The sequence below is a fragment of the Streptomyces sp. NPDC037273 genome, from assembly GCF_055603625.1.
Map to the genome: position 1 here is coordinate 153,365 of NZ_JBVJVO010000015.1, position 24,823 is coordinate 178,187.

Sequence of the window (24,823 nt, forward strand, 5' to 3'; positions counted from 1 at the left end):
CCGGAGGCGCCGCGTGGTGGGGCCCTCGCTCAGCCGCGCCGGAAGAGCCGCTTGGCGCCGAACACGAGGACGGTGGCGCCGGCGAGGACCAGGAAGCCGACGGTGGCGTTGCCCTGACCGCCCTGGTCCTTCGCGGTGGGTGATTCGGCCGCGCCGCCCGGCGCCTGGGTGGGCTTGTCGGCCGGGCGGTCGGACTCGGGGCGGTCGACGCGGACGACGCGGCTGTTCCTGCCCTCGGAGCCGAACATGAAGGCCGAGCCGTCGGTCGTGTACGTCACCGATTCGGCCTGCCCCTGGAAGGGGGCGCCGGCGGAGGTGCCGTCGCCGTCGAGGCGGCCGTCCTTCCAGTCGTACTCGCGGGCGCTGAAGTAGCCGCGCAGGACGAGGTGTCGCCCGTCCGGCGAGAAGGCGCCGTCGGTGACCCAGGGGACCTCGGCGACGCGGCGGAAGACGTTGGTGCCGGAGGTGGTGAGGCGCTCGGGTCCCGCGTAGAGGCCGCCGCCGTCCTCGTTCTTGCTGGCGATGTAGACCCGGCCGGTCGTGGGGTGGACCATCAGGGCTTCGGCGTTGCGCGGCCCGTCGGCGTACTTCACGTCGTACTGGGTGGCCGTCACCGTCCGGTCGCCGAGGGTCTTCGGCTCGGGGAAGCGGTAGATCCAGACGTGGTTCCAGGAGCCGTCGAGGTTGTCGCCGATGTCGCCGACGTAGATGTCGCCGTCCGGGCCGACGGCGATGGCCTCCATGTCGCGGGGCGTGCCGACGCCCTTCATCGTCAGGGTCGCGACCGTCTTTCCCGTACGGGAGTCGATGCCGTAGATCAGGGGCGCGTCCTGGTCGTTGTGCGTCCAGTAGATCCCGGGGTGGGCGCGGCTCGCGGCGAGGCCGCTGGACTCGGTGATCCGGGCGTCCTCGATCGTGAAGTCCCGGTCGGGTTCCTGCCCTTGGGCATGGGCATGGCCGGCGGGGAGCAGGGCCAGAACCGCGGCCGCGCCGAGGGCGCACAGAGCAGATCGCATGGGATCAAGCCTGCCACGACCCGATGGAAACCCGCTTGACCTGCGCCGAAGCCGCTGTCATGGTCGCGCGCATGCCTACCTTCACCGCGCCGGACGGCACGGAACTCGCCTACCACGTCTCCGGCTCCGGCCCCGTGCTGATCTGCCTGCCCGGCGGCCCGATGCAGGACTCCGGCTATCTCGGCGACCTGGGCGGGCTCGACGCCCACCGCCGCCTGATCCGGCTCGACCCGCGGGGCACCGGCGCGTCGGCGGTGCCGGAGGACCCGTCCTCGTACCGCTGCGACCGGCTGGTGGAGGACGTCGAGGCGCTGCGCGTCCACCTCGGGCTCGACACGGTGGACGTCCTCGGGCACTCGGCGGGCGCGAACCTGGCCGCGCTGTACACGGCCCGGTACCCGGAGCGGGTGTCCCGGCTCGTCCTGGTGACCCCGGGCACGGCGGCCGTCGGCCTCGACCCGAGCGGCGAGGAGCGGCTCGCGGCGGCACGGCAGCCGTGGCGCGAGGAGGAGCCGTGGTTCCCGGAGGCGTACGCGGCCCTTGAGGATCTGGCGGCGGGGCGGGGCGGGCCGGAGACCTTCAAGGCGGTGGCGCCGTTCTTCCACGGGACGTGGGACGAGGCCGCTCAGCGGCGGAACGCGGACATGGTGACCCAGCGGAACGGCGAGGCCGCCGGGGTGTACGGCGGCGACGGCGCCTTCGAACCGGCCGCCACCCGCGCGGCGTTCGCCGTCTTCGACCGCCCGGTCCTCGTCGTCGCCGGCGAGGGCGACGCGAACACCCCGGTCCCGACGGCCACCGCGTACGCCGGGCTGTTCCCCAAGGCCGAGCTCGCCGTCCTGGCGGGGGCCGGGCACTTCCCGTGGCACGACGACGCGGAGTGGTTCGCGACGACGGTCGACACGTTCCTCGGATAGGGGCTCGGGCTCGTGTCGGGGATCACGTATCAGCGCGGCTCAACGGTCCGCGATGATGTGACCATGCGTTTTCTGTTCGTCGGCGACAGCATGACCATCGGGCGCGTCGGCGACTGGACCTGGCGCCACCGGATGTGGCAGCACCTGGAGGCCACGCTTCCGGGCGGGTACGAGATCGTGGGCCCGCGCACCGGGCTCTACGACCCGACGGCCCCCGACGAACCCGACGGCGTCGAGGCGTACGCCGACCCGGACTTCCCCGCCCCCGCCCGGCGCCATCTGGCCGGGTGGGGCGAGGGCTGGCTGCACATGGCGCCGGTGATCGGCGAGACGGTCACCGCCACCGGCGCGGACGTCCTGCTGATCTCGCTGGGCCTGATCGACCTGGGCTTCTACACGAACAGCGACCAGACCGAGGAGAACGTCCGGGCGTTCCTCGCGGCGGCGCGCGCCGCGAACCCCCGCGTCCGGGCCGTGCTCCTGCCGGTCATCCCGAACGTCCGCGCCGGCTACGACGAGCCCTTCGCGGCCGAGTGCGCCCGCTTCAACGAGCTCCTCGCCAAGGCGGTCGCCGACCTGGACACGGCCGCGTCCCCACTGCTGCTCGCCACGGTCCCGGAGTCGTACGACCTCGGCGCCGACACCTACGACGGCACCCACCCCGGCCCCAGCGGCGAGCACAAGCTGGCCGCCGCCTTCGCCGACGCGATGCACCAGGCCTGGGGCCTCGGCGGGCCGTACGCCCCCCGCTGACGCGTCGGGTCCCGTCAGGCCGCCCGGGTCAGCCGGTTGGCGAAGGTCGACACCGTGTACGTACCGATGCCGAGGACGACCTCCAGGGCGTTGCGGCGGGTGTAGCCGGCCTTCTGGAAGGCGGCGAGGTCCTCGTCGGTGACGGCGCCGGAGGAGGCGAGCACCCGGAGGGTGAACGTCCGGACGGCGGCGAGGCGTTCGGCGTCGGGGGCCGGGCCGAGGGCGGCCATCTTGCCCTCGTGCATGTCGACGCAGAGGTGACACTGGTTGCGCTCGGCGACGGTCAGGATGACCGTCTCGCGGGAGTGCGGGTCGAGGGTGGTGGACTCGAAGATCGCGCTGAGCTTGAGGAAGCCGTCGAGGGTCTCCGGGGACTCCTTGAGGAGTGCGACGGCGGCGGCGGCTCGGGCGGACATGTCGATCGGTGCGGACAAGGCTGTTCCCCCAGACTAGAATGGACAACATGGTTGACCATGTCGCTGGAGAAAAAGTAAACCAGGTTGTCGATACTGGCAAGGGGACACCCGTCGACGGACCGGGATTCGAGCTCCCCCTGCTCCTCTTCGGCGGCTTCCGCACCCTCATCGACCGGCTCCACGCCCGCCTCGCCGACGAGGGCCACCCCGACCTGCGCCCCGCCCACGGCTTCGCCATGCAGGCCATCGGCCCCTACGGCGCCACCGCCAGCGACATCGGCCGCCGCCTCGGCGTCTCCAAGCAGGCCGCCGGCAAGACCGTCGACCGGCTGCTCGCCGTCGGCTACGCCGAACGCACCGACGACCCCGACGACGCCCGCCGCAAACTCGTCCGCCTCACCCCGCGCGGCTACGACGCCCTCGCCCGCTCCGCCGCCATCTTCGACGACCTCCGCGCCGAATGGGCCGCCGTCCTGGGCGCCGACCGCGTCCGCGACCTGGAGGCGGCCCTGCGGAACGTCGTCCCCGAAGAGACGGCGTTCCGCCTGGACGCCACGAGCTGGCTTGGCACGCCCTAGACGGCGTCCCGCCGGTCGGACCGGATCACCAGGCGAAGGCCTCCGGCGACGGGCCCGGGCCCGGGAAGATCTCGTCGAGGCCGGCCAGGACCTCCTCGCTCAGCTCGACCTCCAGAGCGCGGAGCGCGCCCGCGAGCTGCTCGGGCGTGCGCGGGCCGACGATCGGACCCGTGACGCCGGGGCGGGTGAGGAGCCAGGCGAGGGCGGCCTCGCCGGGCGCCAGACCGTGCTTGTCGAGCAGGTCCTCGTAGGCCTGGAGCTTGGCGCGGGACGCCGGGTCGGCCAGCGTGGCGGCCGCACGGCCCTCGGTGCGCCGCTTGCCCTCCGCCTCCTTCTTCAGGACGCCGCCGAGCAGACCGCCGTGCAGCGGGGACCACGGGATGACCCCGAGGCCGTACTCCCGCGCCGCCGGGATGACCTCCATCTCGGCGCGCCGCTCGAAGAGGTTGTAGAGGCACTGCTCGCTGACGAGGCCGACGGAACCGCGCCGGGCCGCGGTCTCGTTCGCCTGGGCGATCTTGTAGCCCGGGAAGTTCGAGGAGCCCGCGTAGAGCACCTTGCCCTGCTGGATCAGGACGTCGACGGCCTGCCAGATCTCCTCGAAGGGCGTCGAGCGGTCGATGTGGTGGAACTGGTAGACGTCGATGTAGTCGGTGCCGAGGCGCTTCAGGCTGGCCTCGACCGCGCGGCGGATGTTCAGCGCCGAGAGCTTGTCGTGGTTGGGCCACGCCTCGCCGTCGGCGCCCATGTTCCCGTACACCTTGGTGGCGAGCACGGTCCTGTCACGGCGGCCGTCGCCCTTCGCGAACCAGGAGCCGACGATCTCCTCGGTCCGCCCCTTGTTCTCACCCCAGCCGTAGACGTTGGCGGTGTCGAAGAAGTTGAGTCCCGCGTCCAGCGCCGTGTCCATGATGGCGTGGCTCGTCGGTTCGTCTGTCTGCGGTCCGAAGTTCATCGTCCCGAGGACGAGTCGACTGACCTTGAGTCCGGTGCGTCCGAGCTGCGTGTACTCCATGAGGCGCAAGCCAACTGCTTCGAGCGCACTCGAAGCAAGGGACTTCTCGCGGCCTGGGCACGGGGGGGGTCGAGGGGCTACTGGCCGACCAGCGACGCCACCGCGATGATCGCGAACATCAGTACGAGCGCGCCGGCCATGATTCGGTTTCGGGTCTTCGGGTCCACCTCTTGAGGTTAACCCGCCCCCTCGGCCCTCCCGGCCAGGGGCCAGGCGTCCACCCTCTCGTACCGGGGCCGCTCCCCCGGCACCCCGCTCACCGGCAGGTTCGAGCGGACGAGCGCCAGTTCCCCGGCCCGCCAGCGGGTGCCCTCGAACGAGGACAGCTCGTCGAGGAACGGCCGCAGGTCCACATCGTCGGCCCGCGTCCGGGCCCTGGCCAGCGTCAGATGCGCCTGGTACCTGCGGTGCTCCTCCATCGCGACCCCCGCCCGCCGCGCCGCCGCGTCCGCCCGCTCGGCCAGCAGCCGCAGCTCGTCCAGGTCCCCGGCCACCCCGGTCCACAGCGCCCGCCGCCCGAAGTGCCCGCCCCCGTGCAGCCGCAGCGGGAACGGCGGGGTCCGGTGCGCGGCACGGGCCAGCCGAACTCGCAGCTCGGGCAAGAGCTCCTCGTCGACCTCGCCCATGAACGCGAGAGTGAGGTGCCAGCCCGGCCGCGAGGTCCAGCGGAGCCCCCCGGCCCCGGGGAGCGCGTGCAGCCGGTCGGCGACGCGCGCGAGCTCGGTGAGCTGCTCCGGGGGCGGCAGGACGGCGGCGAAGAGCCTCATGGGGAAAGTCTGGCAGCGACCCGGCCGTGCGGGCATGCCCTAGGGGGTGTCTTGTCGATCAGGCCGGATCAGGGAGCGGCGTCTGGTGCCGTGCATCGCAAGGCGGAGGAGGGAGGCAACGCGGAGCGTTGTGGACCGACGACAACGCGGCGAGGCGCGGTGCCAGGCGTCGCGAGCCTGGCCTGATCGGCAAGACACCCCCTAGCCTCGACGGCATGAAGATCCGCAAGGCCGGGGCCGAAGACCTCCCCGCGATACTCACGATTCTCGACAGCGCCGTCGTCTGGCTGAACGGCAAGGGGATCACCACCCAGTGGGGCACGGAGTCGTTCTCCGGCCGCCCCGAGGCCGTCGAGCAGGTCGAGCGGACGATGGGCGAGGGCGACCCGTGGATCGCCGAGATCGACGGCGTACCGGCGGGCGCGATGACGCTGACCCCGCACCCCGGCCGGCACGTCGCCCCCGCCGACGAGCCCGAGGTGTACGTCCGCCTCCTCGCCACCGACGCCCGCTTCCACGGCCACGGGGTCGGCGCCGCCCTCCTCGCCCACGCCGAGGCCGAGACCCGCCGCCAGGGCGTCTCCCTGCTGCGCGTCGACTGCTTCGCGGGCAGCGAGGGCCGCCTGATCGCGTACTACGAGAGCCGGGGCTTCACCCGTACGGAACCGTTCACGGTCGGCGACTGGCCGGGCCAGGTCCTGGAGCGGCGGGTCTGAGAGGGCCTGGCTAGGCCCCCACGACCCGCCGTCGCGTGTCAGCTCGTGAAGTAGCCGGCGTCCAGGGCGATCCAGCCGGTCAGGCCGCGCTCGTCGTAGACGCGCAGCCGGCCGTCGGAGGTGACCTCGAAGCGGACGGTGAAGGGGCCGGCGGTCGGGCTCGCGCCCGTCCCCGTGCCCACCAGGCCCTGGGTGCGGGTGGGCCGGAGGTGCTCGGGGAGCGTGAGGATCGTCGTGCCACTGGCCCACGGCGCCTTCTCGTCGGCGGTGGCCAGGGACACCCGGAGGCGGAGGTCGACCCGGTCGCCCGACTGGCGGTACTGCGTGCGGTAGCCGCTGGAGGACGGCACGACGGCGGGGTCGAGGACCAGGTCGGTCCACGGGACGGTGGTGGCGGAGATGCCGTAGAGGGCCATGTGTCGTGTCTCCTGGGTGGCGAAGCCGAACACGAGCTGCGGCCCCGTGGGCGTTCGGCGGACGGTGAGCGCTTCGGTCTCGCGGTGGCTCAGGTCGAGGGCGGTGCCGTTGAAGGTCCGCTCGACGACGGCTCCGGTGAGGACGTCGTAGACGGTCCACCAGGAGTTGCCGGGACTCGGGTTGGCCGTGCTGTAGGCGTTGCCCTCGTTCTGGTACAGCAGGTTCCCGTACAGGCACCAGGACTGGGTGGTGTAGCGCGCCGGGAAGCTGTGCTCCGGGGTGAAGACGCGCTTCTTGAAGTCGTCGAGCCGGTAGACGCGGTACTCCGCGGCTCCGGACGTCTCGTGGCGTACCGCGATGCGGCCGTGGTCGACGTCGAGGGACGGGGTGATCATGGCGGCGCCCGGGACGGGGTCGAACACCTCGGCGACGCCGTCCGTGGCGTCGACGACGGCGCCGGGCGTGAACGCGATCCGGCCGATGTGCTTGCCGTAGGCGAACTTCTTCGGCTCGCTGACGGGGTCCGCGTCGGTCTCCAGCCACAGCCAGGGCGTGCCGTCGACGTGCTCGACGCCGAGTCCGCCGCCGTGGCCGAAGCCCCGCAGGTACATCGCGGCGAGGACGGTGCCGTCGGGCGCGAGCTGGTTGACGCACAGGTCGCCCCGCCGGTTGCGGTCCTCCGTGGACAGCAGGGGGGTGCCCGGGCCCTCGTCCGAGAGCCGGCGGTTGCCGCTCATGAGCTGTACGGCGTAGGCCAGGCCGGTCACCGGGTCGAAGGCGACCTGCTGGTGCACCCTGGTCTGGTCGAGCAGGATCTCCCTGCCCAGCAGATCCGTGGGCAGGGACTTCAGGTCGAACCGGTGCCCGGCGGGCAGCGTGACGGCGGCGGGCCACACGGCGGGCTCGGCCGCCGGGAGGACGGCCTGTGGGACGGCCTGCGGGACGGCCGCCTCGGCGGTGCCGGCCTGTGTGAGGGCCGGGGCGAGGACCGGCGCGGCGGCCATCGCGGTCAGGACGTTACGGCGGGTCAATGGCATGGGCGTGCAAGCCCCCCTTTTTCCTTGATCATTACCTGCACGGCTCGGCGATCCTCGCACGCGTGAGCGAAAGGTCAAGGGGGGCCCGGCACCTACCCGTCAGCCGGACGCCTACGCCGCCGTCGCCAGCCGCTCGCGCGGGACGAAGCGGACCTGCGGGTGGCCGTGGCGCCAGCCCATGGCGACCTTGAGGCCGCCGACCCGGGCCAGGACGAGACCGATGCCGACCGCCGCCGCCAGCGAGATCGCACCGCCCGTCGCGAAGCCGACGCGGGCGCCGTACGTGTCGGTGACCCAGCCGAGGAGCGGCGCGCCGATCGGCGTACCACCGGCGAAGACCATCATGTAGAGGCTCATGACACGGCCGCGCATGGCCGGGTCGGTGGCCATCTGGACGGCCGAGTTCGCGGTGATGTTGACCGTGAGGCCGATCATGCCGATCGGTACGAGCAGCAGCGCGAACAGCCAGAACGCCGGCGACAGGGCCGCCGCGATCTCCAGGACGCCGAAGACGGCCGCCGCGATCACCAGCATCCGCAGCCGCGTCGAGCCGCGCCGGGCGGCCGCGAGGGCGCCGACCAGGGAGCCGGCCGCCATCAGGGTGTTGAGGAAGCCGTACGCGCCGGCGCCGACGTGGAAGACGTCACCGGAGAAGGCCGTGAGCCAGATCGGGAAGTTGAACCCGAAGGTGCCGACGAAGCCGACCAGGACGATCGGCCAGATCAGGTCCGGCCGCCCGGCCACGTACCGCAGGCCCTCCCGCAGCTGGCCCTTGCCGCGCGGGGCGCGCTCCACCTTGTGGAGTTCGCCGGTCCGCATGAGCAGGAGGCTCACGAGCGGCGCGAGGAACGAGAGGCCGTTGAGGAGGAAGGCCCAGCCGCTGCCGACTCCGGCGATCAGGACACCGGCGACCGCCGGGCCGACGAGCCGCGCCGACTGGAAGTTCGCCGAGTTGAGCGAGACGGCGTTGCGCAGCTGCTTCGGGCCGACCATCTCGGAGACGAAGGACTGCCGGGCCGGGTTGTCGACGACGGTCACCATGCCGAGGAGGAAGGCGATCAGGTAGACGTGCCAGACCTGGACGGAGCCGGAGAGCGTCAGGACGGCGAGCGCGAGGCCGCACAGGCCGAGGGCTCCCTGGCTGACGAGGAGCAGGCGCCGCTTCGGGTACCGGTCGGCGATCACACCGCCGTACAGACCGAAGAGCAGCATCGGCAGGAACTGCAGGGCCGTCGTGATGCCGACGGCGGCGGCCGAGCCGGTGAGGCTCAGGACCAGCCAGTCCTGGGTGATCCGGGCCATCCACGTACCGGTGTTGGAGACGATCGCTCCGGTGAAGAACAGCCGGTAGTTCCGGATCCGGAGCGAGGAGAAGGTGTCCCCGAAGAGGTTGCGGGGAGTCCCTCGGCGGGGGGTCCCTCGCCGGAGGGTTCGTCGTCGGGCGGTTCCTCCTCGCCCGGGGGTGTCGAGGGTGGGTTTATGGACGGGTGCGGAGTCTGCTCCGTGTCCCGTACTCAAAGTGCGTCGCCTCCTTGGCGCATCGGTCCGGGGAGTGCCCCGGCCTGGGGCTACCCCCGGGGTGCCGGGGGTAGGTGGGCGAGCTTCTCCAGGACCGGGGCGGCCGCGCGCAGCTTGGCCCATTCGTCCTCGTCCAGGCCTTCGGCGAGGGCTGCCAGCCAGGCGTTCCGCTTGCGGCGGGACTCTTCGAGCATGGTCGTGGCCTGCTCGGTCTGGCTGACCACCTTCTGCCGGCGGTCGTCGGGGTGCGGCTCCAGCCGGACCAGTCCCTTGGCTTCGAGCAGCGCGACGATGCGGGTCATCGACGGAGGCTGTACGTGCTCCTTGCGGGCCAGCTCACCGGGGGTGGCCGAGCCGCAGAGCGACAGGGTGCCGAGTACCGACATCTCGGTCGGGCTCAGCGACTCGTCGACGCGCTGGTGCTTGAGGCGTCGGCCCAGTCGCATGACGGAGGAGCGGAGCGCGTTCACGGCGGCGGCGTCGTCGGCGGTGCCGTGGGACAGGTCTGGCATGATTCTTAGCCTAACTCATTACTCTAGCTAAAGACCAATCGCGCCACGCGGGTCACGGGCACGCATCCATGTATCACCCAAATGAGTGAGTCGGATCCGGAAAGTGACGCAAAGAGGCACCTGCTGCCCCGACCCTGTTCCGCATGGGATCGACAGTGCTCAGCCTGCGTATCGACAGTGAGCTGCTCGACCGGCTCAGGAGTCACGCCGCGAAAAGAGGAATGAGCGTCCAGGACTATGTCGTCCGGACGCTCATTCGGGAGGACTTCGACGCGCGGTTCAAGACCGCCGTAGAGGAGACGGAGAAGTTCTACGGGGCCTCCGACGCGCCCCGCGACGATCAGGTCAGGCCGAGCGCCGGCATCGCGTAGTAGAAGACGAACACCGCCGACACGACGTACATGGCCACCGGGACCTCACGGCCCCGGCCGGTCGCGAGCCGCAGCACGCTGAACGCGATGAAGCCGATGCCGATGCCGTTCGTGATCGAGTACGTGAACGGCATCATCACCATGGCCAGGAACGCCGGCACCGCGATGGTGAAGTCGCTCCAGTCGATGTCCCTGACCGAACCGGCCAGGATCAGGAAGCCGACCGCGAGCAGCGCGGGCGTGGCCGCCTGGGACGGGACCATCGTCGCCAGCGGCGTGAGGAACAGCGCCACCGAGAAGAGACCACCGGTCACGACCGAGGCCAGGCCCGTACGGGCCCCCTCGCCGACGCCCGCCGTGGACTCCACGAAGCACGTGGTGGCCGACGAGGAGGTCGCGCCACCCGAGGCGACGGCCAGGCCGTCGACGAGCAGGACCTTGTTGATGCCCGGGAAGTTGCCGTCCTTGTCGATCAGCTTGGCCTCGTCGCCGACGCCGAGGATCGTGCCCATCGCGTCGAAGAAGCAGGACAGCAGCACGGTGAAGACGAAGAGGACGCCGGTCAGGACGCCGACCTTCTCGAAGCCGCCGAAGACGCTGACCTCGCCGACCAGACCGAAGTCGGGCGAGGCGACCGGGTTGCCCGGCCACTTCGGGGTGGTCAGGCCCCAGGACGGGACGGTCGCCACCGCGTTGATGACCATCGCCACGACCGTCATCGCGACGATCGAGATCAGGATCGCGCCCGGCACCTTGCGGATGATCAGGGCCAGGGTGAGCAGCGCGCCCAGGATGAAGACCAGGACCGGCCAGCCGTTCAGGTGGCCGTCGGCGCCCAGCTGGAGCGGGACGGTGGTGTGCGCGGCGTCCGGGATGCGGGAGACGAAGCCCGAGTCGACCAGGCCGATCAGCATGATGAAGAGGCCGATGCCGATCGCGATGCCCTTGCGCAGGCCGACCGGCACCGCGTTCATCACGCGCTCGCGCAGGCCCGTGGCGACCAGCAGCATCACCACGATGCCCGCGAGGACGACCATGCCCATCGCGTCCGGCCAGGACATCTTCGGTGCGAGCTGGAGCGCCACGACCGTGTTGACGCCGAGGCCGGCGGCGAGGGCGATCGGCACATTGCCGATGACGCCCATCAGGAGCGTCGTGAACGCGGCCGTCAGGACGGTCGCGGTGACGAGCTGGCCGCTGTCGAGCTGGTGCCCGTACATGTCCTTGGCGCTGCCGAGGATGATCGGGTTCAGCACGATGATGTAGGCCATCGCGAAGAACGTGGCGAAACCGCCCCGGACCTCGCGGGCGACGGTCGAACCGCGCTCGGAGATCTTGAAGTAGCGGTCGAGGGCCGAGACGGGGGTTCCAGGCGTCTCCGGCGGCGTGGCCTTGGCGGTGGCCGTCGTGCTCATGGGGGTTCCTCTTCGGAGGTTCAGAGAAGTCCTTCTTGGCGGTTCATACGAAGGGAACCCGCCAGAGGCAAACCGTTTCAGTATGAACACATGAACGAGGGAGCGTCCATCTCCGCGCGTAGACCATGCGTGGGTACGAATTCGCGCCACCTAGACTGACCCCATGGCGAAGTGGACACCGAAGCACGAGGCACCCGAGCCCCTTGAAGGGCCCGTCGTCGCCACCATCACCGGCGGAACGATCCTCTGGTTCGTCCTCTTCCTCGCCCAGCTCCCCTTCTACGGCTGGTTCGACGACCGGGACCTCACCTGGTGGATCTGGACCTGCCTGGCCGGCGCCGGCCTCGGCCTGATCGGCATCTGGTACGTCCGGAAGCGCGACGCGGCGATCAAGCGGCACGCGGCGGCGACGGCGGCGGCCGCGACCGGGCAGGCGCCAGGGGACGCGTAGTGCCAGGGGAGGATTCCGGTCCTCCCCCGGTCTGATCTTCACCCTTCTCGGCAGGTGAACGACCCGAACCGGTCGTACCGTCGAAAACATGACTCAGCGGGCGAAGATCGACACGGGCGGCGGCGGAACCGGGGCGGTGGAGCCGCCCGTCGTGCACCGCCCGGCCGGGCTCACCTCCGCCGAGGTCGCCGAGCGCGTCGCGCGCGGCGAGATCAACGACGTGCCCCTGCGGAGCTCACGCTCCACCGCCGACATCGTCCGGGGCAACGTCTTCACCCGCTTCAACGCCATCATCGGCGTCCTCTGGGTGATCATGCTGATCGTCGCGCCGATCCAGGACAGCCTCTTCGGCTTCGTCATCGTCGCCAACACCGGCATCGGCATCATCCAGGAACTCCGCGCCAAGAAGACCCTCGACAGCCTCGCCGTCATCGGCGAGGCCAAACCGACCGTCCGGCGCGACGGCGTCGCCGCCGAACTCTCCACCTCCGAGATCGTCCTCGGCGACCTCATCGAGCTCGGGCCCGGCGACAAGGCCGTCGTCGACGGAGTCGTCGCCGAGGCCGACAGCCTGGAGATCGACGAATCCCTCCTCACCGGCGAGGCCGACCCCGTCGTCAAACAGCCCGGCGACCCCGTCATGTCCGGCTCGTTCGTCGTCGCCGGCGGCGGCGCCTTCACCGCCACCAAGGTCGGCCGCGAGGCCTACGCCGCCCAGCTCGCCGAAGAGGCCTCCCGCTTCACCCTCGTCCACTCCGAGCTGCGCACCGGCATCTCCACGATCCTCAAGTACGTGACGTGGATGATGATCCCCACCGCCATCGGGCTCGTCATCAGCCAGCTCGTCGTCAAGGACAACAACTTCAAGGACGCCATCGCCCGCACCGTCGGCGGCATCGTCCCGATGATCCCCGAAGGCCTCGTCCTCCTCACCTCCGTCGCCTTCGCGATCGGCGTCATCCGCCTCGGCCGCAAACAGTGCCTCGTCCAGGAGCTGCCCGCCATCGAGGGCCTCGCCCGCGTCGACGTCGTCTGCCTCGACAAGACCGGCACCCTCACCGAAGGCGGCATGGACGTCACCGAGCTGCGTACCCTCCAGGACGCCGACGAGGCCTACGTACGCAAGGTGCTCGGCGCCCTCGGCGAATCCGACCCGCGCCCCAACGCCTCGCTCCAGGCCATCATCGACGCCTTCCCCGAGACCGTGGAGTGGCGCTGCACCGAGTCACTGCCCTTCTCCTCCGCCCGCAAGTACAGCGGCGCCGCCTTCAGCGAAGGAGACGGCGAGAACTCCACCTGGCTCCTCGGCGCCCCCGACGTCCTCCTGCCGTCCGGCGACCCCACCCTCACCGAGATCGACCACCTCAACGAGCAGGGCCTCCGCGTCCTCCTCCTCGCCCGTACGGCCCACGACCTCGACTCCCCCGACGTCGCCGCCGACACCCGGCCCACCGCCCTCGTCGTCCTCGAACAGCGCCTGCGCCCCGACGCCGCCGACACCCTCGCCTACTTCGCCGACCAGAACGTCGCCACCAAGGTCATCTCCGGCGACAACGCCGTCTCCGTCGGCGCCGTCGCCGGCAAACTCGACATGCCCGGCGCCGCGAACACCGTCGACGCCCGCACCCTCCCCACCGACCAGGAGGAGATGGCGAAGGTCCTCGACGCCAACGCCGTCTTCGGCCGCGTCACCCCCCAGCAGAAGCGCGACATGGTCGCCGCCCTCCAGTCCCACGGCCACACCGTCGCCATGACCGGCGACGGCGTCAACGACGTCCTCGCCCTCAAGGACGCCGACATCGGCGTCTCCATGGGCTCCGGCTCCGAGGCCACCCGCGCCGTCGCCCAGATCGTCCTGCTGAACAACAGCTTCGCGACCCTCCCCTCCGTCGTCGCCGAAGGCCGCCGCGTCATCGGCAACATCACCCGGGTCGCCACCCTCTTCCTCACCAAGACCGTCTACTCCGTCCTCCTCGCGGTCCTCGTCGTCTGCTCCCAGGTCGAATACCCCTTCCTCCCCCGCCACCTCACCCTGCTCTCCACCCTCACCATCGGCATCCCCGCCTTCTTCCTCGCCCTCGCCCCCAACAAGGAACGCGCCAAACCGAACTTCGTCCGCCGCGTCATGCGGTACGCCATCCCCAGCGGCGTCATCGCCGCGGCCGCCACCTTCGCCACCTACCTCCTCGCCCGCCACCACTACAGCGGCGAAGGCGCCCTCGAAGCCGAGACCAGCGCCGCCACCCTCACCCTCTTCCTCGTCTCCCTCTGGGTCCTCGCGATCATCGCCCGCCCCTACACCTGGTGGCGCCTCGCCCTCGTCGCCACCATGGCCGCCGCCTTCCTCCTCGTCCTCACCGTCCCCTCCCTCCAGCACTTCTTCGCCCTCAAACTCGTCGGCCTCACCCTCCCCTGGACCGCCGTAGCCATCGCCGCCACCGCCTCCGCCCTCCTCGAACTCACCTGGCGCTGGGTGAGCAGGAGGTTCCCGGCGTAAGCCCTGCCCCGCCCCACCGCACCCCGCTAGGGTGGCCGCCGCACGATCATGTGATCGTCCGTCAGGGGGAGCCGGCATGGCAGCGGGGGAAGCACGTCTCACATCACTCGGGCACTACGACGTGGCCGAGCTGCTCGGCTCCGGCGGCATGGGCGAGGTCTACCTCGCCCACTCCCCCTCCGGCCGGGCCGTCGCCATCAAGGTCATCCGCGCCGACCTCGCCGCCAAACCCGGGTTCCGCGAGCGCTTCGCCCGCGAGGTCCAGGCCGCCCGCCAGGTCAGCGGCGCCTTCACCGCCCCCGTACTCGACGCGGACACCACCGGCCCCACCCCCTGGATGGCCACCCAGTACGTCGAAGGGCCCACCCTCGCCGAGGTCGTCACCACCCGGGGCCCGCTGCCCGCCGACGACGTCTGGCGTCTCGCCTCCGGCCTCTGCGAAGCCCTCCGCGACATCCACCGCGCCGGCCTCGTCCACCGCGACCTCAAACCCGGCAACATCCTCCTCGCCGACGACGGCCCCCGCGTCATCGACTTCGGCATCTCCCGCGTCGTCGACGCCACCGCCCTCACCCAGAGCGGCCAGATCCTCGGCACGCCCCTCTTCATGGCGCCCGAACAGTTCCGCACCCCTCGCGAAGCCGGCCCCGCCGCCGACGTCTTCGCCCTCGGCTCCGTCCTCGTCCACGCCGCCACCGGCCACGGACCCTTCGACGCCGACAGCCCCTACGCCATCGCCTGGAACGCCGTCCACGAACCCCCCGACCTCACCGGCCTCCCCGACTCCCTCCACCCCATCGTCACCCCCTGCCTCCACAAAGACCCCGCGTCCCGCCCCACCCCCGACACCCTCCTCGCCCTCCTCTCCTCCCGCCGCCACCGCCGCACCACCACCCTCGCCCACACCCGCCGCACCCGACTTCGCCGCGCCACCCTCCCCCTCGCCGCCCTCACCTCCGCCACCCTCGCCCTCGGCCTCTGGACCTGGTGGCCCGACACAGACCCCCGAACCACCCCACCCCGCACCCCCCTCGCCACAGCCACCACCCCCCGCCCGACCCCCACCCCCGTACTCCTCCCTGGCTGGAAACCGTGGACCACCCGCGTCGACACGAACGCGGCGGCCTCGCCCCGGATACTCGGCTGCCACTACCGCTTCTCGGCCCTCTGGTGCACCGGTGCGGGCATCCTGGCGGCGCGCGTCGACCTCCGCACGGGAAAGGTCGTATGGCAGCAGAAGTCCACCGACGGCCAGGACTCGATCGTCTTCGAGCCGTCCCGCCATGCCGCGCTCGCCGTCTCGTACCAGGGGAACGAGCCGGGTGTCTCCCGCCAGATCCGGGCCTACGACTCCGAGAGGGGCATGCCACGGGGCCGGCGGACCGTCCCCGGCACCGACAACTGCGCCACGGCCCTCGAAACCCTCTTCTGCGCCCACGAGGGAAAGATCTCGGCCTGGGACCCCGTCGAGCTCACCCCGCTGTGGACCGCAGCGCCCGGCTGGGACCTCCTCCGGCCGCTCCCCAACTCCCAGCCGAACCGCGTCCACGTCGTCAAGCGCGCCCCCGACGGGCACGTCCTCGAAGTCGGCGAGATCACCCAGGGCGACGGCACGCTCCTCTGGAACCGCGCCGTCGCCGAGAACTCCGACGTCCTCGCCGTCTCCGACAGCGGACTCATCCACACCGCCTCGCCCGACCGGAGCACCATGACCGCCCTCACGAGCACCGACCGCAGGACCGGCGCCCGCAAGACCGTCGAACTGGGCTCACCCGAGGAGCTGTTGGGCATCACCGGCGACATCTTCTACAGCCACCACCTGGGCACCATCAGCGCCTACGACCTCACCGAACGCCGGCGCCTCTGGTCCTCCACCACCCTGCACGAAGGCTTCTCCGCGCCCACCGTCTCCGGCGACCGCGTCCACTTCACCGCCGAGGACGGCACCGTCATCGCCCTCGACCGCCACAACGGCGGCGTCCTCTGGCAGCACAGCCCGCCGAGCACCCGCCTCGACAACAGCCAGTCGGACCCCCCGCCCACCGACTTCCTCGCCCCTCCCGTCGTCCTCGGCGACATCGTCATCGCCACCACCCACGACGCCCAGATCCACTCCTTCCTCGCCCCCACCCCCTAGGGGGCCGCCGGGCCGACGTCAGTCGAACCAGCGGTCCCGGGCCAGTTCCGGGGTGCGGGAGGGGTCTTCGAGGAGGGCGGCTACTTCGAAGCGGCGGGGCCATTGGTGGGTGGACCAGGAGAGGCCGGCGGCTACGCCTTCGAGGGTGGAGGCGTGGAGGACGCCGTCGGGGGTGAGGCGCCAGTCGAGTTCGGTGCCGGCGGCGCGGAGTTCGTCGTGCTCGATGTAGGTGGCGGGGGTGGAGGGGCCGAGGAGGGCGTGGACGGAGGGGGGGACGTCGTGTTCCTCGCCGACGGTGGTGACCGGGGCTTCGACGGCTTCGCTGAGGCGGCGGACCTGGAAGAGCTCGGCGAGGTCGGCGGCGCGGGAGGGGGAGACGGGGAGGAGGGGGGTGCCGGCGGTGAGGGGGAGGAGGTCGGGGGCGTCGGCGACGAGGGCGTCGGCGGCGTCGACGACGACGAGGGTGCCGTCGACGACGGCGCGGAGCTCGTCGGGGAGGGTGACCTGCTCGGGGTCGAGGTCGGCGAGGGCCGTGTAGAGGGCGTGGAGCTGGGGGGCGGTGACCTCGCGGGTGGGGTCGGCGAGGCGGGTGAGGAGTTCGGCGGCGCCGCCGGGCTCGTCGAGGAGGGCGGGGACGGAGGTGCGGACGCCGAGGGCGCGGAGGACCTGTTCGTCGTCGAAGCCGGTGGCGTCGGCGGAGTCGTACAGGCCCGCGAGGAGGGGGTCGGAGCCTTCGGCGCGGAGGCCGGCGGGGCGGCGGCCGTCGAGGACGGGGTGGTCGCGGAGCCACCAGGCGGTGTACGGGCGGACGGTCTCGGTCGTGCCGTCGGGGAGGAGGACGCGGACGGGCTGGGTGAGGGCGTCGCGGAGGGGCGGCTGGGCGAGGAGGGCGAGGGCCTGGGGCCAGCAGTCGTCGTCGACGAGGTCGAGGTCCCGTACGGCGACGATCTCGGTCGCGACGGGCGGCACCGGTGACTCGGGCAGCCGGTCGAGGACGTCCTCGCACCACACGTCGACGGCGTCGAGGAGGCCGGCGTCGTCCGGCTCCGGGTAGTCGCCCTCGCGGGGCTCGACCTCGTCGGGGTCGAGGACGAGGTCGGTGGCGCGGACCAGGGCGAAGGTGGCGAGGACACCGCAGGCGGCGAGCGGGCGTTCGCCCCAGCGGGCGGCAAGTTCCGAGTCGACGAAGGCGAGTTCGTCCTCGCGCATGACGGCGGCGAAGGGCGAGCCGGGCAGGACGAGTTCGCCCGCCGGGGAGAGTTCGCCGTCCTCGTCGGGGAGGGCGAGCGCGCCGAGCCACGGCTCGTCGCCCGGTTCGAGCTCGGCGTCCCTGACCAGCGCGAGGACGGTGTCGGCCAGTTCGTCGGCGTCCAGGGTGTCGGCGTCCTCGTCCCAGATGTCGCCGGCGTCGAGGGAGGCGGCAACCGCGGCCCGTACCTGCGGAGTCGTCAGGACGGCGCGGGGTGTGGCGGGCAGCGCGCCCAGCTTCTCCAGGAGCGGGTGGGCGGCTTCGGGGTGCGCGACCTTCAGGCCGAGCCGGGTGAGTTCGGCGGGGGTGCGGTCCTGTGGCAGGAGGACCTGCCGGGGGCCGATGGTGGTACGGGCCCGGGCCCCTTCCGTGGTCTCCGCGAGCGGTACGGGGAGGCCGGTGAGCCGGTCGGGGTCGACGCCGGCGAGCGAGTCGTAGAGCCGCCACCACCAGGTCGGCGCCCTGTCGACGCCGGCGAGCCGGTCGATGGCCTCGGTGAGCGGTACGCGGCCGATGCCGAGGGTACGGAGCTCGGGACGGCGTTCCAGGCCGGCCGGGAGGAGCGTCGGGAACACCTCGGCGAGCACCTCGACCGTGTCCGCGCCCGCGCCCTCGGCGACTTCCGCCTCGATCGGGCGCAGCGCCGGGAGGTCCTCGGAGGGGGCGGCCGGGGCGAGGAACGCGACCCTCGGCAGCCGGTCCAGGATCGCCTCGCGGAGGGCCCCGTCCAGGGGGCCCTTGCCGAGCGGTCCGGGTACGAGGTCGAGGGTCGCGGTCGTCACCGGCTGCCATGCGGCGAGCAGTTCAGCGTACGCGTCGGCGGCGCGCTGTACGAGGAAGTCGGTGAGGGGGCCGGGTGCCGGGTGCCGGCGGGCGGTGTCGAGCGGCAGGGAGGCGATGAGGAGCGCGGGGATGCCGAGGGGCTCGTCGGTGGGGGTCGGGGCGTGCACGACGGGGGTCGTGCGGGGGTAGCGCGGGGCTCCTTCGCCGTCCACGGGTACGGCCCAGGTCACCGACCAGTGCGGCCGCAGCCGTTCCTCGACGGGCCGGTCCTTGAGGAGTCCGGGCTCGATGGGGCCGGTGTGGGTGACGGTCCGCCAGCGGTGGGTGCCGGTCGCGGAGTCGTCGATGCGGACGTACCCGTCCTCCTCGGAGCGGCGGAGGGTCCGGACCCCCTCGGGCGTCTCGACGACGATCTCCGCGAGGCCGGGGAGGGTGAGGAGGAGGGCGTCGTCGACGGAGTCGAGGAGGCGTTCGGCGAGGTCCTGGGCGGCCGAGTCCCGCAACGGCAGGACGACCACCGTGTCGTACCCCTCGGGCGCGGTGCCCTCGGCGGGCAGCGGCAGCCTGAGCAGCGGTACGTGGCCGTCTCGGCGGCGCAGTTCGTCGCCGAGGCCCGGACTGTACCGGGCGGCTTCGGCGGCCAGTTCGCGTGCCTCCGCCAACGACCAGCGGACGCCGCCGTGCCGGCCGAGGACGGCCGGTTCGTCGCTGACCGCGAGGACCGCGGCGAATCCCACGCCGAAACGGCCCACGGCCCCGGGGCCCTGTTCCCGCTTCGCGGAGGCCCGCAGCGTCGACAGCGACTCGGCGCCCGTCGCGTCCAGTGGCGCGCCGGTGTTCGCGGCGGCGAGGACGGCGGGGCCTTCGTGGTCCGCCGGGTGGAGGGTGAGCCGGAGGCGGCCGGTCACGCCGGCCCGGTGTGCCGCGTCCGCCGCGTTCTGCGCGAGCTCGACGACGAGGCGGTCCCGGTAGCCGCCGAGCGCCAGGTCCTCCTCGGCGTTCGCGTCCTCCCGGAACCGCGCGGGCGACGCGCCCCACGCGTCCAGGACCCCCCGCCGCAGCCGTGCCGTCCCGAAGGGATCGGTCCCGTCGGTCGTCGTCCGGACGCTGACGCTCACGTCTCACTCCACTCTGCGGCGCTGACCCTCATGGACCCCGGACCGAAGTCCGGTGCCCGAAGGTACCGCGCCCCACGCGGCCGCTGCCGCCGGGGCACGTCCGGCGGACGGGGCGCGCGGGGGCATTCACGCGGCCCGCGAGAGAGCGGTCCGCGGGAGGCCGGTCCGCGAGAGGCGGGTTACGAGTGGCCGAGGTCCTCGGAGGTGGCGTCCGGTTCGGTGGTGGAGCCGGAGTCGGGGGCGGGGCGGAGGGGGAAGGCGTCGGCGGCCATGGAGTCGAGGACCGGGGGGGCCGGGCGCGGGGGCTTGGGCATGATGGCGGCCTCGGAGTGGCCGCCGCAGCCGTAGGCGAGGGAGACGACGCGGCCGTCGGCGGGCGAGAACTCGTTGGCGCAGAGGCCGAAGGCCTGCTTGAGGGAGCCGGCGAGCGGTACGAGGAAGGCGCAGGACTCGCAGGAGGCGGGGGCCGCCTGGGCCATCGGCGTCTTGGCGCCGAAGGCCTCGTCCCAGCGGTCGGCCGCGAGGTGGAGGCCGTACCGGGAGAGGACGCGGGCGCGGCGCATGCCGAGCTCTTCGGCGACGGCGGCGATGGCACCCCGCGAAGGGGTACGGGTGACGATCTCGGCGTCCTCGGCGTCGAGGTGGTCGGCCAGCTCCTCCGAGACGACGGAGTTCGGCGGCGGCGTGTCCTCGCCGGTGTAGCCGGGCTCAAGGCGCAGGTCGTCCTGCTCGGTGGGCAGCAGGTCGCCCGGGCCCATGTCGCCGGGGCGGAGGCGTTCGCTCCACGGCACCCACTCGGGGGCGAGGAGGGCGTCGGAGCCGGGGAGCAGGACGGTTTCGTCAAGCGTGACGTTCTTGGCGCGGGAGGCGCGGGTGACCGTCACCGCCCAGCGCCAGCCCCGGTAGCCGGGCTCCTTGGACTCGAAGTAGTGCGTGACGACGCGGTCGCCCTCCGCGACCACCTCGACGTGCGCGCCGACGATGCCGGGCGCGGCCGCCTCCTCGGCGGCCTCTCGCGCGAGGTCTACGGCCTCGACGCACAGGCGGTCGGGGGTACGCGTGGCTCGCGGGGTACGCGGGGTACCGCTTCGCGTCGTCGCAGCACTCACAGGTCTCGCTTCTCTCCTACGCCGTCTCACGGGTGCGCCGGCCGAGGAGCGGGAGCGAAGCCACGGGCGGCGGGCGGAGCGGACCTGTGGGCCGCATCGACGTCCGCGCACCCGGCTTGTTCTCGCATGTCTCGGGCACACCTAACGCCATCCATTCTGCGGGATGCCGAAGAGGCGCGCGGCCGAGAGCTTCCGCCGGTGACGCGCTACGCACGCTACCCCGTTCGCGGGCCTCCGCCCACCTGCCCGCCCCAAGTGGCCCGGATCGCGGACGCCGGAGACCGCGCCCGGAGCCCACTTCACGTACGGTCACCGGCCGCGTACGGGCCGGGATTCCGGGCCTCCGGTACGGGTGGGACGTTCCGTGCGTGGGGGTTTCGCCGTCGTGGCACGGGTTCGTCCGGGGTGCGGGTGGGGCACTATGACGGAGTGGCAGCCGCACGGTCTCGCGCACGATCCGAAGATCATGCCGGACCGCTCCGCCGAGCGGGCCGGTCGGTGGGGCGTGCCCTGCACCTGCCGTTCACGGGGACGGCGCGGGGGATCAGGAAGGCGACGCACGCCCATGGGGCGGGTGAGTCGGGGCTCGGGAAGCTGATCGAGCTGCACGCGGTGAACGGCGCAGGAGACGTCATGATCACCGTGGCCCTGGCGTCGACGGTCTTCTTCTCGGTGCCGACCGACGAGGCCCGTGGCCGGGTCGCCCTCTATCTGGCCGTCACGATGGCTCCCTTCACGCTCCTCGCGCCGGTGATCGGGCCGCTCCTCGACCGCATTCCGCACGGGCGGCGGGCGGCGATGGCGGGCGCGATGCTGACCCGCGCGGTGCTCGCGATCATGATGTCGGGGGCGGTGGCGACGGGCGGCCTGGAGCTGTATCCGGCGGCGCTCGGCGTGCTCGTGGCGTCGAAGGCGTACGGGGTGGTGCGCAGCGCCGTGGTGCCGCGGCTGCTGCCGCCGAACTTCTCGCTGGTGAAGGCGAACTCGCGGGTGACCCTCGCCGGGCTGCTCGCGACCGGCATCGCCGCGCCGATCGGGGCGGGGCTCCAGCTGATCGGGCCGGGCTGGCCGCTGTACGGGGCGTGCGCGCTGTTCCTGCTCGGCGCGTTCTGGGCGTTGCGGATGCCGCACAAGGTCGACTCGGCGAAGGGTGAGCGGCGGGCGCATCTGCTGACGCACGGGGAGCGGAAGCCGAGTCTGCGGACGGTCGGCCCGTCGGTCCTGCACGGTCTTGAGGCAAACGCCGCCCAGCGCATGCTGTCGGGTTTCCTGATCTTCTTCCTGGCGTTCCTGCTGCGCGAGCATCCGCTCTCCGGGCAGAGCGCGGCCGTCTCGCTGGGCATCGTGGGCGTCGCGGCGGGCGTGGGCAACGCGTGCGGCACGGCGGCGGGCTCGCTGCTGCGGGACCGGGGGCACGGCCCCGAGGTGATCATCGCCACCATGATCAGCGTCGTGCTCGGCACGGCGATCTGTACGGCGGTCTTCTTCGGCGGGCTCATGGTCGCGGTCCTCGGCGCGGTCGCGGGCCTCACCCAGGCCCTGTCGAAGCTGTCCCTCGACGCGCTGATCCAGCGCGACGTGCCCGAGGAGGTGCGGACCTCGGCGTTCGCGCGCTCCGAGACGGCGCTGCAGATGGCCTGGGTGGTGGGCGGCGGCATCGGCATCGCCCTGCCTCTGAACGGCACCCTCGGCATGTCCGTCGCCGCCGCCATCCTGGCCCTCGGCGCCGCCCTCGCCGTCCGCGGCCTCCTCACGGCCGCCCGCCGCCGCCCCGGCCCCAAGGGCCGCCCGAAGACCCGCGTGGCCTAGCCACGGGCCGGCGGCCTCCGTACCCCCCGTGCGGGGCCGGAGGGGTGCCCGGGGGCGGCACGCCGTACCCCCGCGTGGCGCGGGCGGGGCGGCCCGATAGCCTTCGGCTCATGACCGTTGCGTTCTTCTCCGGCTCGCGCCGCCGGGCCGCCGTCGCCCTCGGGGCCGTCTCCGCCGGGCTCCTCGTACTCTCCGCCTGCGACAAGCCGACTCCGCTCGCGACCCTGACGGTCGGGACCGACTCGGTCCACTCCGAGGCCGCCTGCTACAACGACGGCGACCCCATCAAGGAGTCGCAGATCCAGCAGTGCCTGAACAAGAAGGCCGAGAAGACCATCACGGTCGCCTCGGACGACAAGATCCGCTTCGGCGTGGACCCGGAGATCGCGGACCACGGCTGGACGATCTTCCTGGGTGGCCAGCAGGCCGAGCAGGAGCCGTACAAGAAGACGTACCGGACCATTCCGGCCAGCGCCTTCTTCTCGTCCCAGACCGGCGAGGCCACCGACAAGACCCAGGTGACCATCGTCGAGAACACCGGCAAGACGCTGACCGGCATCTGGCACTTCCAGCTGAAGAAGGAATCCTGATCCGCCGGTGATCCACCGGATCCTGATCGTGACGGCCGTGGCGGCGGAGGCCGACTCCGTCGCCGCCGGCCTCGGCCTCGGCGGCCTCGAAGGCCCCGGGCACCTCCCGCTGCCGGGAGGTTTCGCCGTACGCCGTCACACGGGCCGCACCGCCCATGCCGATGTCCGTGTCGACGTGCTCGTCGGCGGGGTCGGCCCGGCCGCCGTCGCCGTCGCGACGGGTACGGCCCTGGCCCGCGCGTCCGCCGAAGCGGAGGACGGACCCTACGACCTCGTCGTCTCCGCCGGGATCGCCGGCGGATTCCGGCCCGCCGCGCCGCTCGGGAGCGTCGTGGTCTCGGGGGCGGTCGTCGCGGCCGACCTGGGGGCGCAGACGCCGGACGGGTATCTGACGGTGGAGGAGCTCGGCTTCGGGCGGGCCGCGCACGCCGTGCCGGAGGAACTGAGCGGGCGGATCGCCGCGGCCCTCGCGGCCGGGGGTCCCGCGCCCGTCGTGGGGCCGGTGCTGACCGTGTCCACCGTCACCGGGACCGAAGGGCGGGCCGCCGAGCTCGCCGAGCGGTATCCGGGGGCCGTGGCGGAGGCGATGGAGGGGTTCGGCGTGGCCGAGGCCGCCAGCACGTACGGCGTGCCGTTCGTCGAGATCCGGGCCGTTTCGAACGCCGTGGGGCCGCGTGACCGCGCGGCCTGGCGCATCGGGGAGGCCCTGGACGCGCTCCGGGGCGCCTTCGCGCTGCTCAGCAGGACCGTCTTCGTGGAGCTGCCGTGACCAAGCTGAAGATCGCCTATTCGCCCTGCCCGAACGACACGTTCGTGTTCGACGCCTGGGCGCACGGCCGGGTGCCCGGCGCGCCGCGGCTCGACGTGACCTTCGCGGACATCGACGTGACGAACGGCTGGGCCGAGGGCGGCACGGACGACCACGACGTCCTGAAGGTGTCGTACGCGGTGCTGCCGTGGATCCTCGACGAGTACGCGCTGCTGCCCTGCGGCGGCGCGCTGGGCCGGGGCTGCGGGCCGCTGGTGCTGACCAGGGAGGCCGGCACCGGGGCGGACCTCGCGGGGAAGACGGTCGCGGTGCCGAGCGAGCGTTCGACGGCGTACCTGCTGTTCCGGCTGTGGGCGGCGGAAGCCGTGCCCGGCGGGGTCGGGAACGTCGTCGTGATGCCGTTCCACGAGATCATGCCCGCGGTGCGCGACGGGAAGGTCGACGCCGGGCTCGTCATTCACGAGGCCCGTTTCACGTACGGGAGCTACGGGCTGCACTGCCTCGCCGACATGGGCGAGCACTGGGAGTCGACGACCGGCCTCCCGATCCCGCTGGGCGCGATCGTGGCCCGCCGCTCGCTCGGCGAGGAGACCCTGCGGCGGCTCGCCGAGGCCGCCCGGGCGTCCGTGCGGATGGCCTGGGACGACCCGGAGGCCTCGCGTCCGTACGTCCTGGAGCACGCCCAGGAGATGGACCCGAAGGTCGCCGACCAGCACATCGGCCTCTATGTGAACGAGTTCACCGCGGACCTCGGCGAGCACGGCTACGCGGCGGTCCGCGGGCTGCTCACCCGCGCCGCGGCGGAGGGGCTCGTACCGCCCCTCGCGCCGGACGCGCTGTCGTTCCCGTAAGGCCCCGGGGAT

22 protein-coding genes are annotated in these 24,823 nt (G+C 72.5%); 12 read left to right on the top strand and 10 right to left on the bottom strand.

Going from position 1 to position 24,823, the window contains the following annotated elements; all coding sequences use genetic code 11:
• Positions 1–29 precede the first annotated feature (29 nt).
• The gene (locus ACZ7G1_RS31425) at positions 30–1,016 is read right to left on the bottom strand and encodes an SdiA-regulated/phytase-like domain-containing protein (protein ID WP_470880572.1); all 987 of its coding nucleotides are present in this window, start codon (positions 1,014–1,016) and stop codon (positions 30–32) included.
• 71 nt (positions 1,017–1,087) lie between these two features.
• On the opposite strand from ACZ7G1_RS31425, the gene ACZ7G1_RS31430 reads away from it, so the two are divergent.
• The gene (locus ACZ7G1_RS31430) at positions 1,088–1,933 is read left to right on the top strand and encodes an alpha/beta fold hydrolase (RefSeq protein ID WP_470880570.1); all 846 of its coding nucleotides are present in this window, start codon (positions 1,088–1,090) and stop codon (positions 1,931–1,933) included.
• Between the two features lie 63 nt (positions 1,934–1,996).
• Entirely contained in the window at positions 1,997–2,686 is a 690-nt protein-coding gene (locus tag ACZ7G1_RS31435; RefSeq protein ID WP_470880568.1) for a GDSL-type esterase/lipase family protein, read from the top strand.
• A gap of 14 nt (positions 2,687–2,700) precedes the next feature.
• On the opposite strand, the gene ACZ7G1_RS31440 is transcribed toward ACZ7G1_RS31435, so the two are convergent.
• Positions 2,701–3,102, bottom strand: a complete 402-nt coding sequence (locus ACZ7G1_RS31440) for a carboxymuconolactone decarboxylase family protein (protein ID WP_470880623.1) — start codon at positions 3,100–3,102, stop codon at positions 2,701–2,703.
• Positions 3,103–3,149: 47 nt separating this feature from the next.
• On the opposite strand from ACZ7G1_RS31440, the gene ACZ7G1_RS31445 reads away from it, so the two are divergent.
• Positions 3,150–3,680, top strand: a complete 531-nt coding sequence (locus ACZ7G1_RS31445; protein ID WP_470880566.1) for a MarR family winged helix-turn-helix transcriptional regulator — start codon at positions 3,150–3,152, stop codon at positions 3,678–3,680.
• A 25-nt stretch (positions 3,681–3,705) separates the two neighbouring features.
• On the opposite strand, the gene ACZ7G1_RS31450 is transcribed toward ACZ7G1_RS31445, so the two are convergent.
• Both ACZ7G1_RS31450 and thpR read right to left on the bottom strand, forming a co-directional pair.
• Complete coding sequence (locus tag ACZ7G1_RS31450; protein ID WP_470880564.1) at positions 3,706–4,695, bottom strand: aldo/keto reductase; 990 nt, start codon at positions 4,693–4,695, stop codon at positions 3,706–3,708.
• Positions 4,696–4,871: 176 nt separating this feature from the next.
• Complete coding sequence (gene thpR, locus ACZ7G1_RS31455; protein WP_470880562.1) at positions 4,872–5,462, bottom strand: RNA 2',3'-cyclic phosphodiesterase; 591 nt, start codon at positions 5,460–5,462, stop codon at positions 4,872–4,874.
• 215 nt (positions 5,463–5,677) lie between these two features.
• Here thpR and ACZ7G1_RS31460 point away from each other — a divergent pair, with 215 nt between their 5' ends.
• Positions 5,678–6,178, top strand: coding sequence for a GNAT family N-acetyltransferase (locus ACZ7G1_RS31460; protein ID WP_470880560.1), 501 nt, complete (start codon positions 5,678–5,680; stop codon positions 6,176–6,178).
• A 38-nt stretch (positions 6,179–6,216) separates the two neighbouring features.
• Here ACZ7G1_RS31460 and ACZ7G1_RS31465 read toward each other — a convergent pair whose 3' ends face one another.
• The 3 genes from ACZ7G1_RS31465 to ACZ7G1_RS31475 form a co-directional block, all read right to left on the bottom strand.
• Positions 6,217–7,632 (bottom strand): phage baseplate protein, encoded by a 1,416-nt coding sequence (locus tag ACZ7G1_RS31465; protein WP_470880558.1) that lies wholly within the window; start codon positions 7,630–7,632, stop codon positions 6,217–6,219.
• A gap of 111 nt (positions 7,633–7,743) precedes the next feature.
• Complete coding sequence (locus ACZ7G1_RS31470; protein ID WP_470880556.1) at positions 7,744–9,150, bottom strand: MFS transporter; 1,407 nt, start codon at positions 9,148–9,150, stop codon at positions 7,744–7,746.
• 50 nt (positions 9,151–9,200) lie between these two features.
• Positions 9,201–9,662: a MarR family winged helix-turn-helix transcriptional regulator gene (locus ACZ7G1_RS31475; protein ID WP_402459514.1), complete on the bottom strand. Its 462-nt coding sequence runs from the start codon at positions 9,660–9,662 to the stop codon at positions 9,201–9,203.
• A gap of 143 nt (positions 9,663–9,805) precedes the next feature.
• On the opposite strand from ACZ7G1_RS31475, the gene ACZ7G1_RS31480 reads away from it, so the two are divergent.
• Entirely contained in the window at positions 9,806–10,033 is a 228-nt protein-coding gene (locus ACZ7G1_RS31480) for a hypothetical protein (RefSeq protein ID WP_470880554.1), read from the top strand.
• Here the strand turns inward: ACZ7G1_RS31480 and ACZ7G1_RS31485 are convergent.
• Positions 10,003–11,448, bottom strand: coding sequence for an NCS2 family permease (locus ACZ7G1_RS31485; RefSeq protein ID WP_470880552.1), 1,446 nt, complete (start codon positions 11,446–11,448; stop codon positions 10,003–10,005). The two genes, ACZ7G1_RS31480 and ACZ7G1_RS31485, sit on opposite strands and share 31 nt — an antisense overlap.
• A gap of 163 nt (positions 11,449–11,611) precedes the next feature.
• Here ACZ7G1_RS31485 and ACZ7G1_RS31490 point away from each other — a divergent pair, with 163 nt between their 5' ends.
• The 3 genes from ACZ7G1_RS31490 to ACZ7G1_RS31500 all read left to right on the top strand — a co-directional run bounded on the left by ACZ7G1_RS31490 (position 11,612) and on the right by ACZ7G1_RS31500 (position 16,533).
• Entirely contained in the window at positions 11,612–11,899 is a 288-nt protein-coding gene (locus ACZ7G1_RS31490) for a DUF2530 domain-containing protein (protein WP_470880551.1), read from the top strand.
• 88 nt (positions 11,900–11,987) lie between these two features.
• Positions 11,988–14,396, top strand: a complete 2,409-nt coding sequence (locus ACZ7G1_RS31495) for an HAD-IC family P-type ATPase (protein ID WP_470880549.1) — start codon at positions 11,988–11,990, stop codon at positions 14,394–14,396.
• A gap of 76 nt (positions 14,397–14,472) precedes the next feature.
• Positions 14,473–16,533, top strand: coding sequence for a protein kinase domain-containing protein (locus tag ACZ7G1_RS31500; RefSeq protein ID WP_470880547.1), 2,061 nt, complete (start codon positions 14,473–14,475; stop codon positions 16,531–16,533).
• A gap of 18 nt (positions 16,534–16,551) precedes the next feature.
• Here ACZ7G1_RS31500 and ACZ7G1_RS31505 read toward each other — a convergent pair whose 3' ends face one another.
• Positions 16,552–19,683 (bottom strand): sacsin N-terminal ATP-binding-like domain-containing protein, encoded by a 3,132-nt coding sequence (locus ACZ7G1_RS31505; RefSeq protein ID WP_470880545.1) that lies wholly within the window; start codon positions 19,681–19,683, stop codon positions 16,552–16,554.
• 179 nt (positions 19,684–19,862) lie between these two features.
• On the bottom strand, positions 19,863–20,792 hold the full coding sequence (locus tag ACZ7G1_RS31510) for a DUF3027 domain-containing protein (RefSeq protein WP_470880543.1): 930 nt from the start codon (positions 20,790–20,792) through the stop codon (positions 19,863–19,865).
• 411 nt (positions 20,793–21,203) lie between these two features.
• On the opposite strand from ACZ7G1_RS31510, the gene ACZ7G1_RS31515 reads away from it, so the two are divergent.
• From ACZ7G1_RS31515 to ACZ7G1_RS31530, 4 genes are all read left to right on the top strand, one after another.
• The gene (locus ACZ7G1_RS31515; RefSeq protein ID WP_470880541.1) at positions 21,204–22,601 is read left to right on the top strand and encodes an MFS transporter; all 1,398 of its coding nucleotides are present in this window, start codon (positions 21,204–21,206) and stop codon (positions 22,599–22,601) included.
• Between the two features lie 110 nt (positions 22,602–22,711).
• The gene (locus tag ACZ7G1_RS31520; protein WP_470880539.1) at positions 22,712–23,191 is read left to right on the top strand and encodes a DUF2771 domain-containing protein; all 480 of its coding nucleotides are present in this window, start codon (positions 22,712–22,714) and stop codon (positions 23,189–23,191) included.
• Between the two features lie 7 nt (positions 23,192–23,198).
• On the top strand, positions 23,199–23,960 hold the full coding sequence (locus tag ACZ7G1_RS31525) for a futalosine hydrolase (RefSeq protein ID WP_470880537.1): 762 nt from the start codon (positions 23,199–23,201) through the stop codon (positions 23,958–23,960).
• Positions 23,957–24,811, top strand: a complete 855-nt coding sequence (locus ACZ7G1_RS31530) for a 1,4-dihydroxy-6-naphthoate synthase (protein WP_470880535.1) — start codon at positions 23,957–23,959, stop codon at positions 24,809–24,811. Before ACZ7G1_RS31525 ends, ACZ7G1_RS31530 begins: the two co-directional genes overlap by 4 nt.
• The last annotated feature ends 12 nt before the right edge of the window (positions 24,812–24,823 follow it).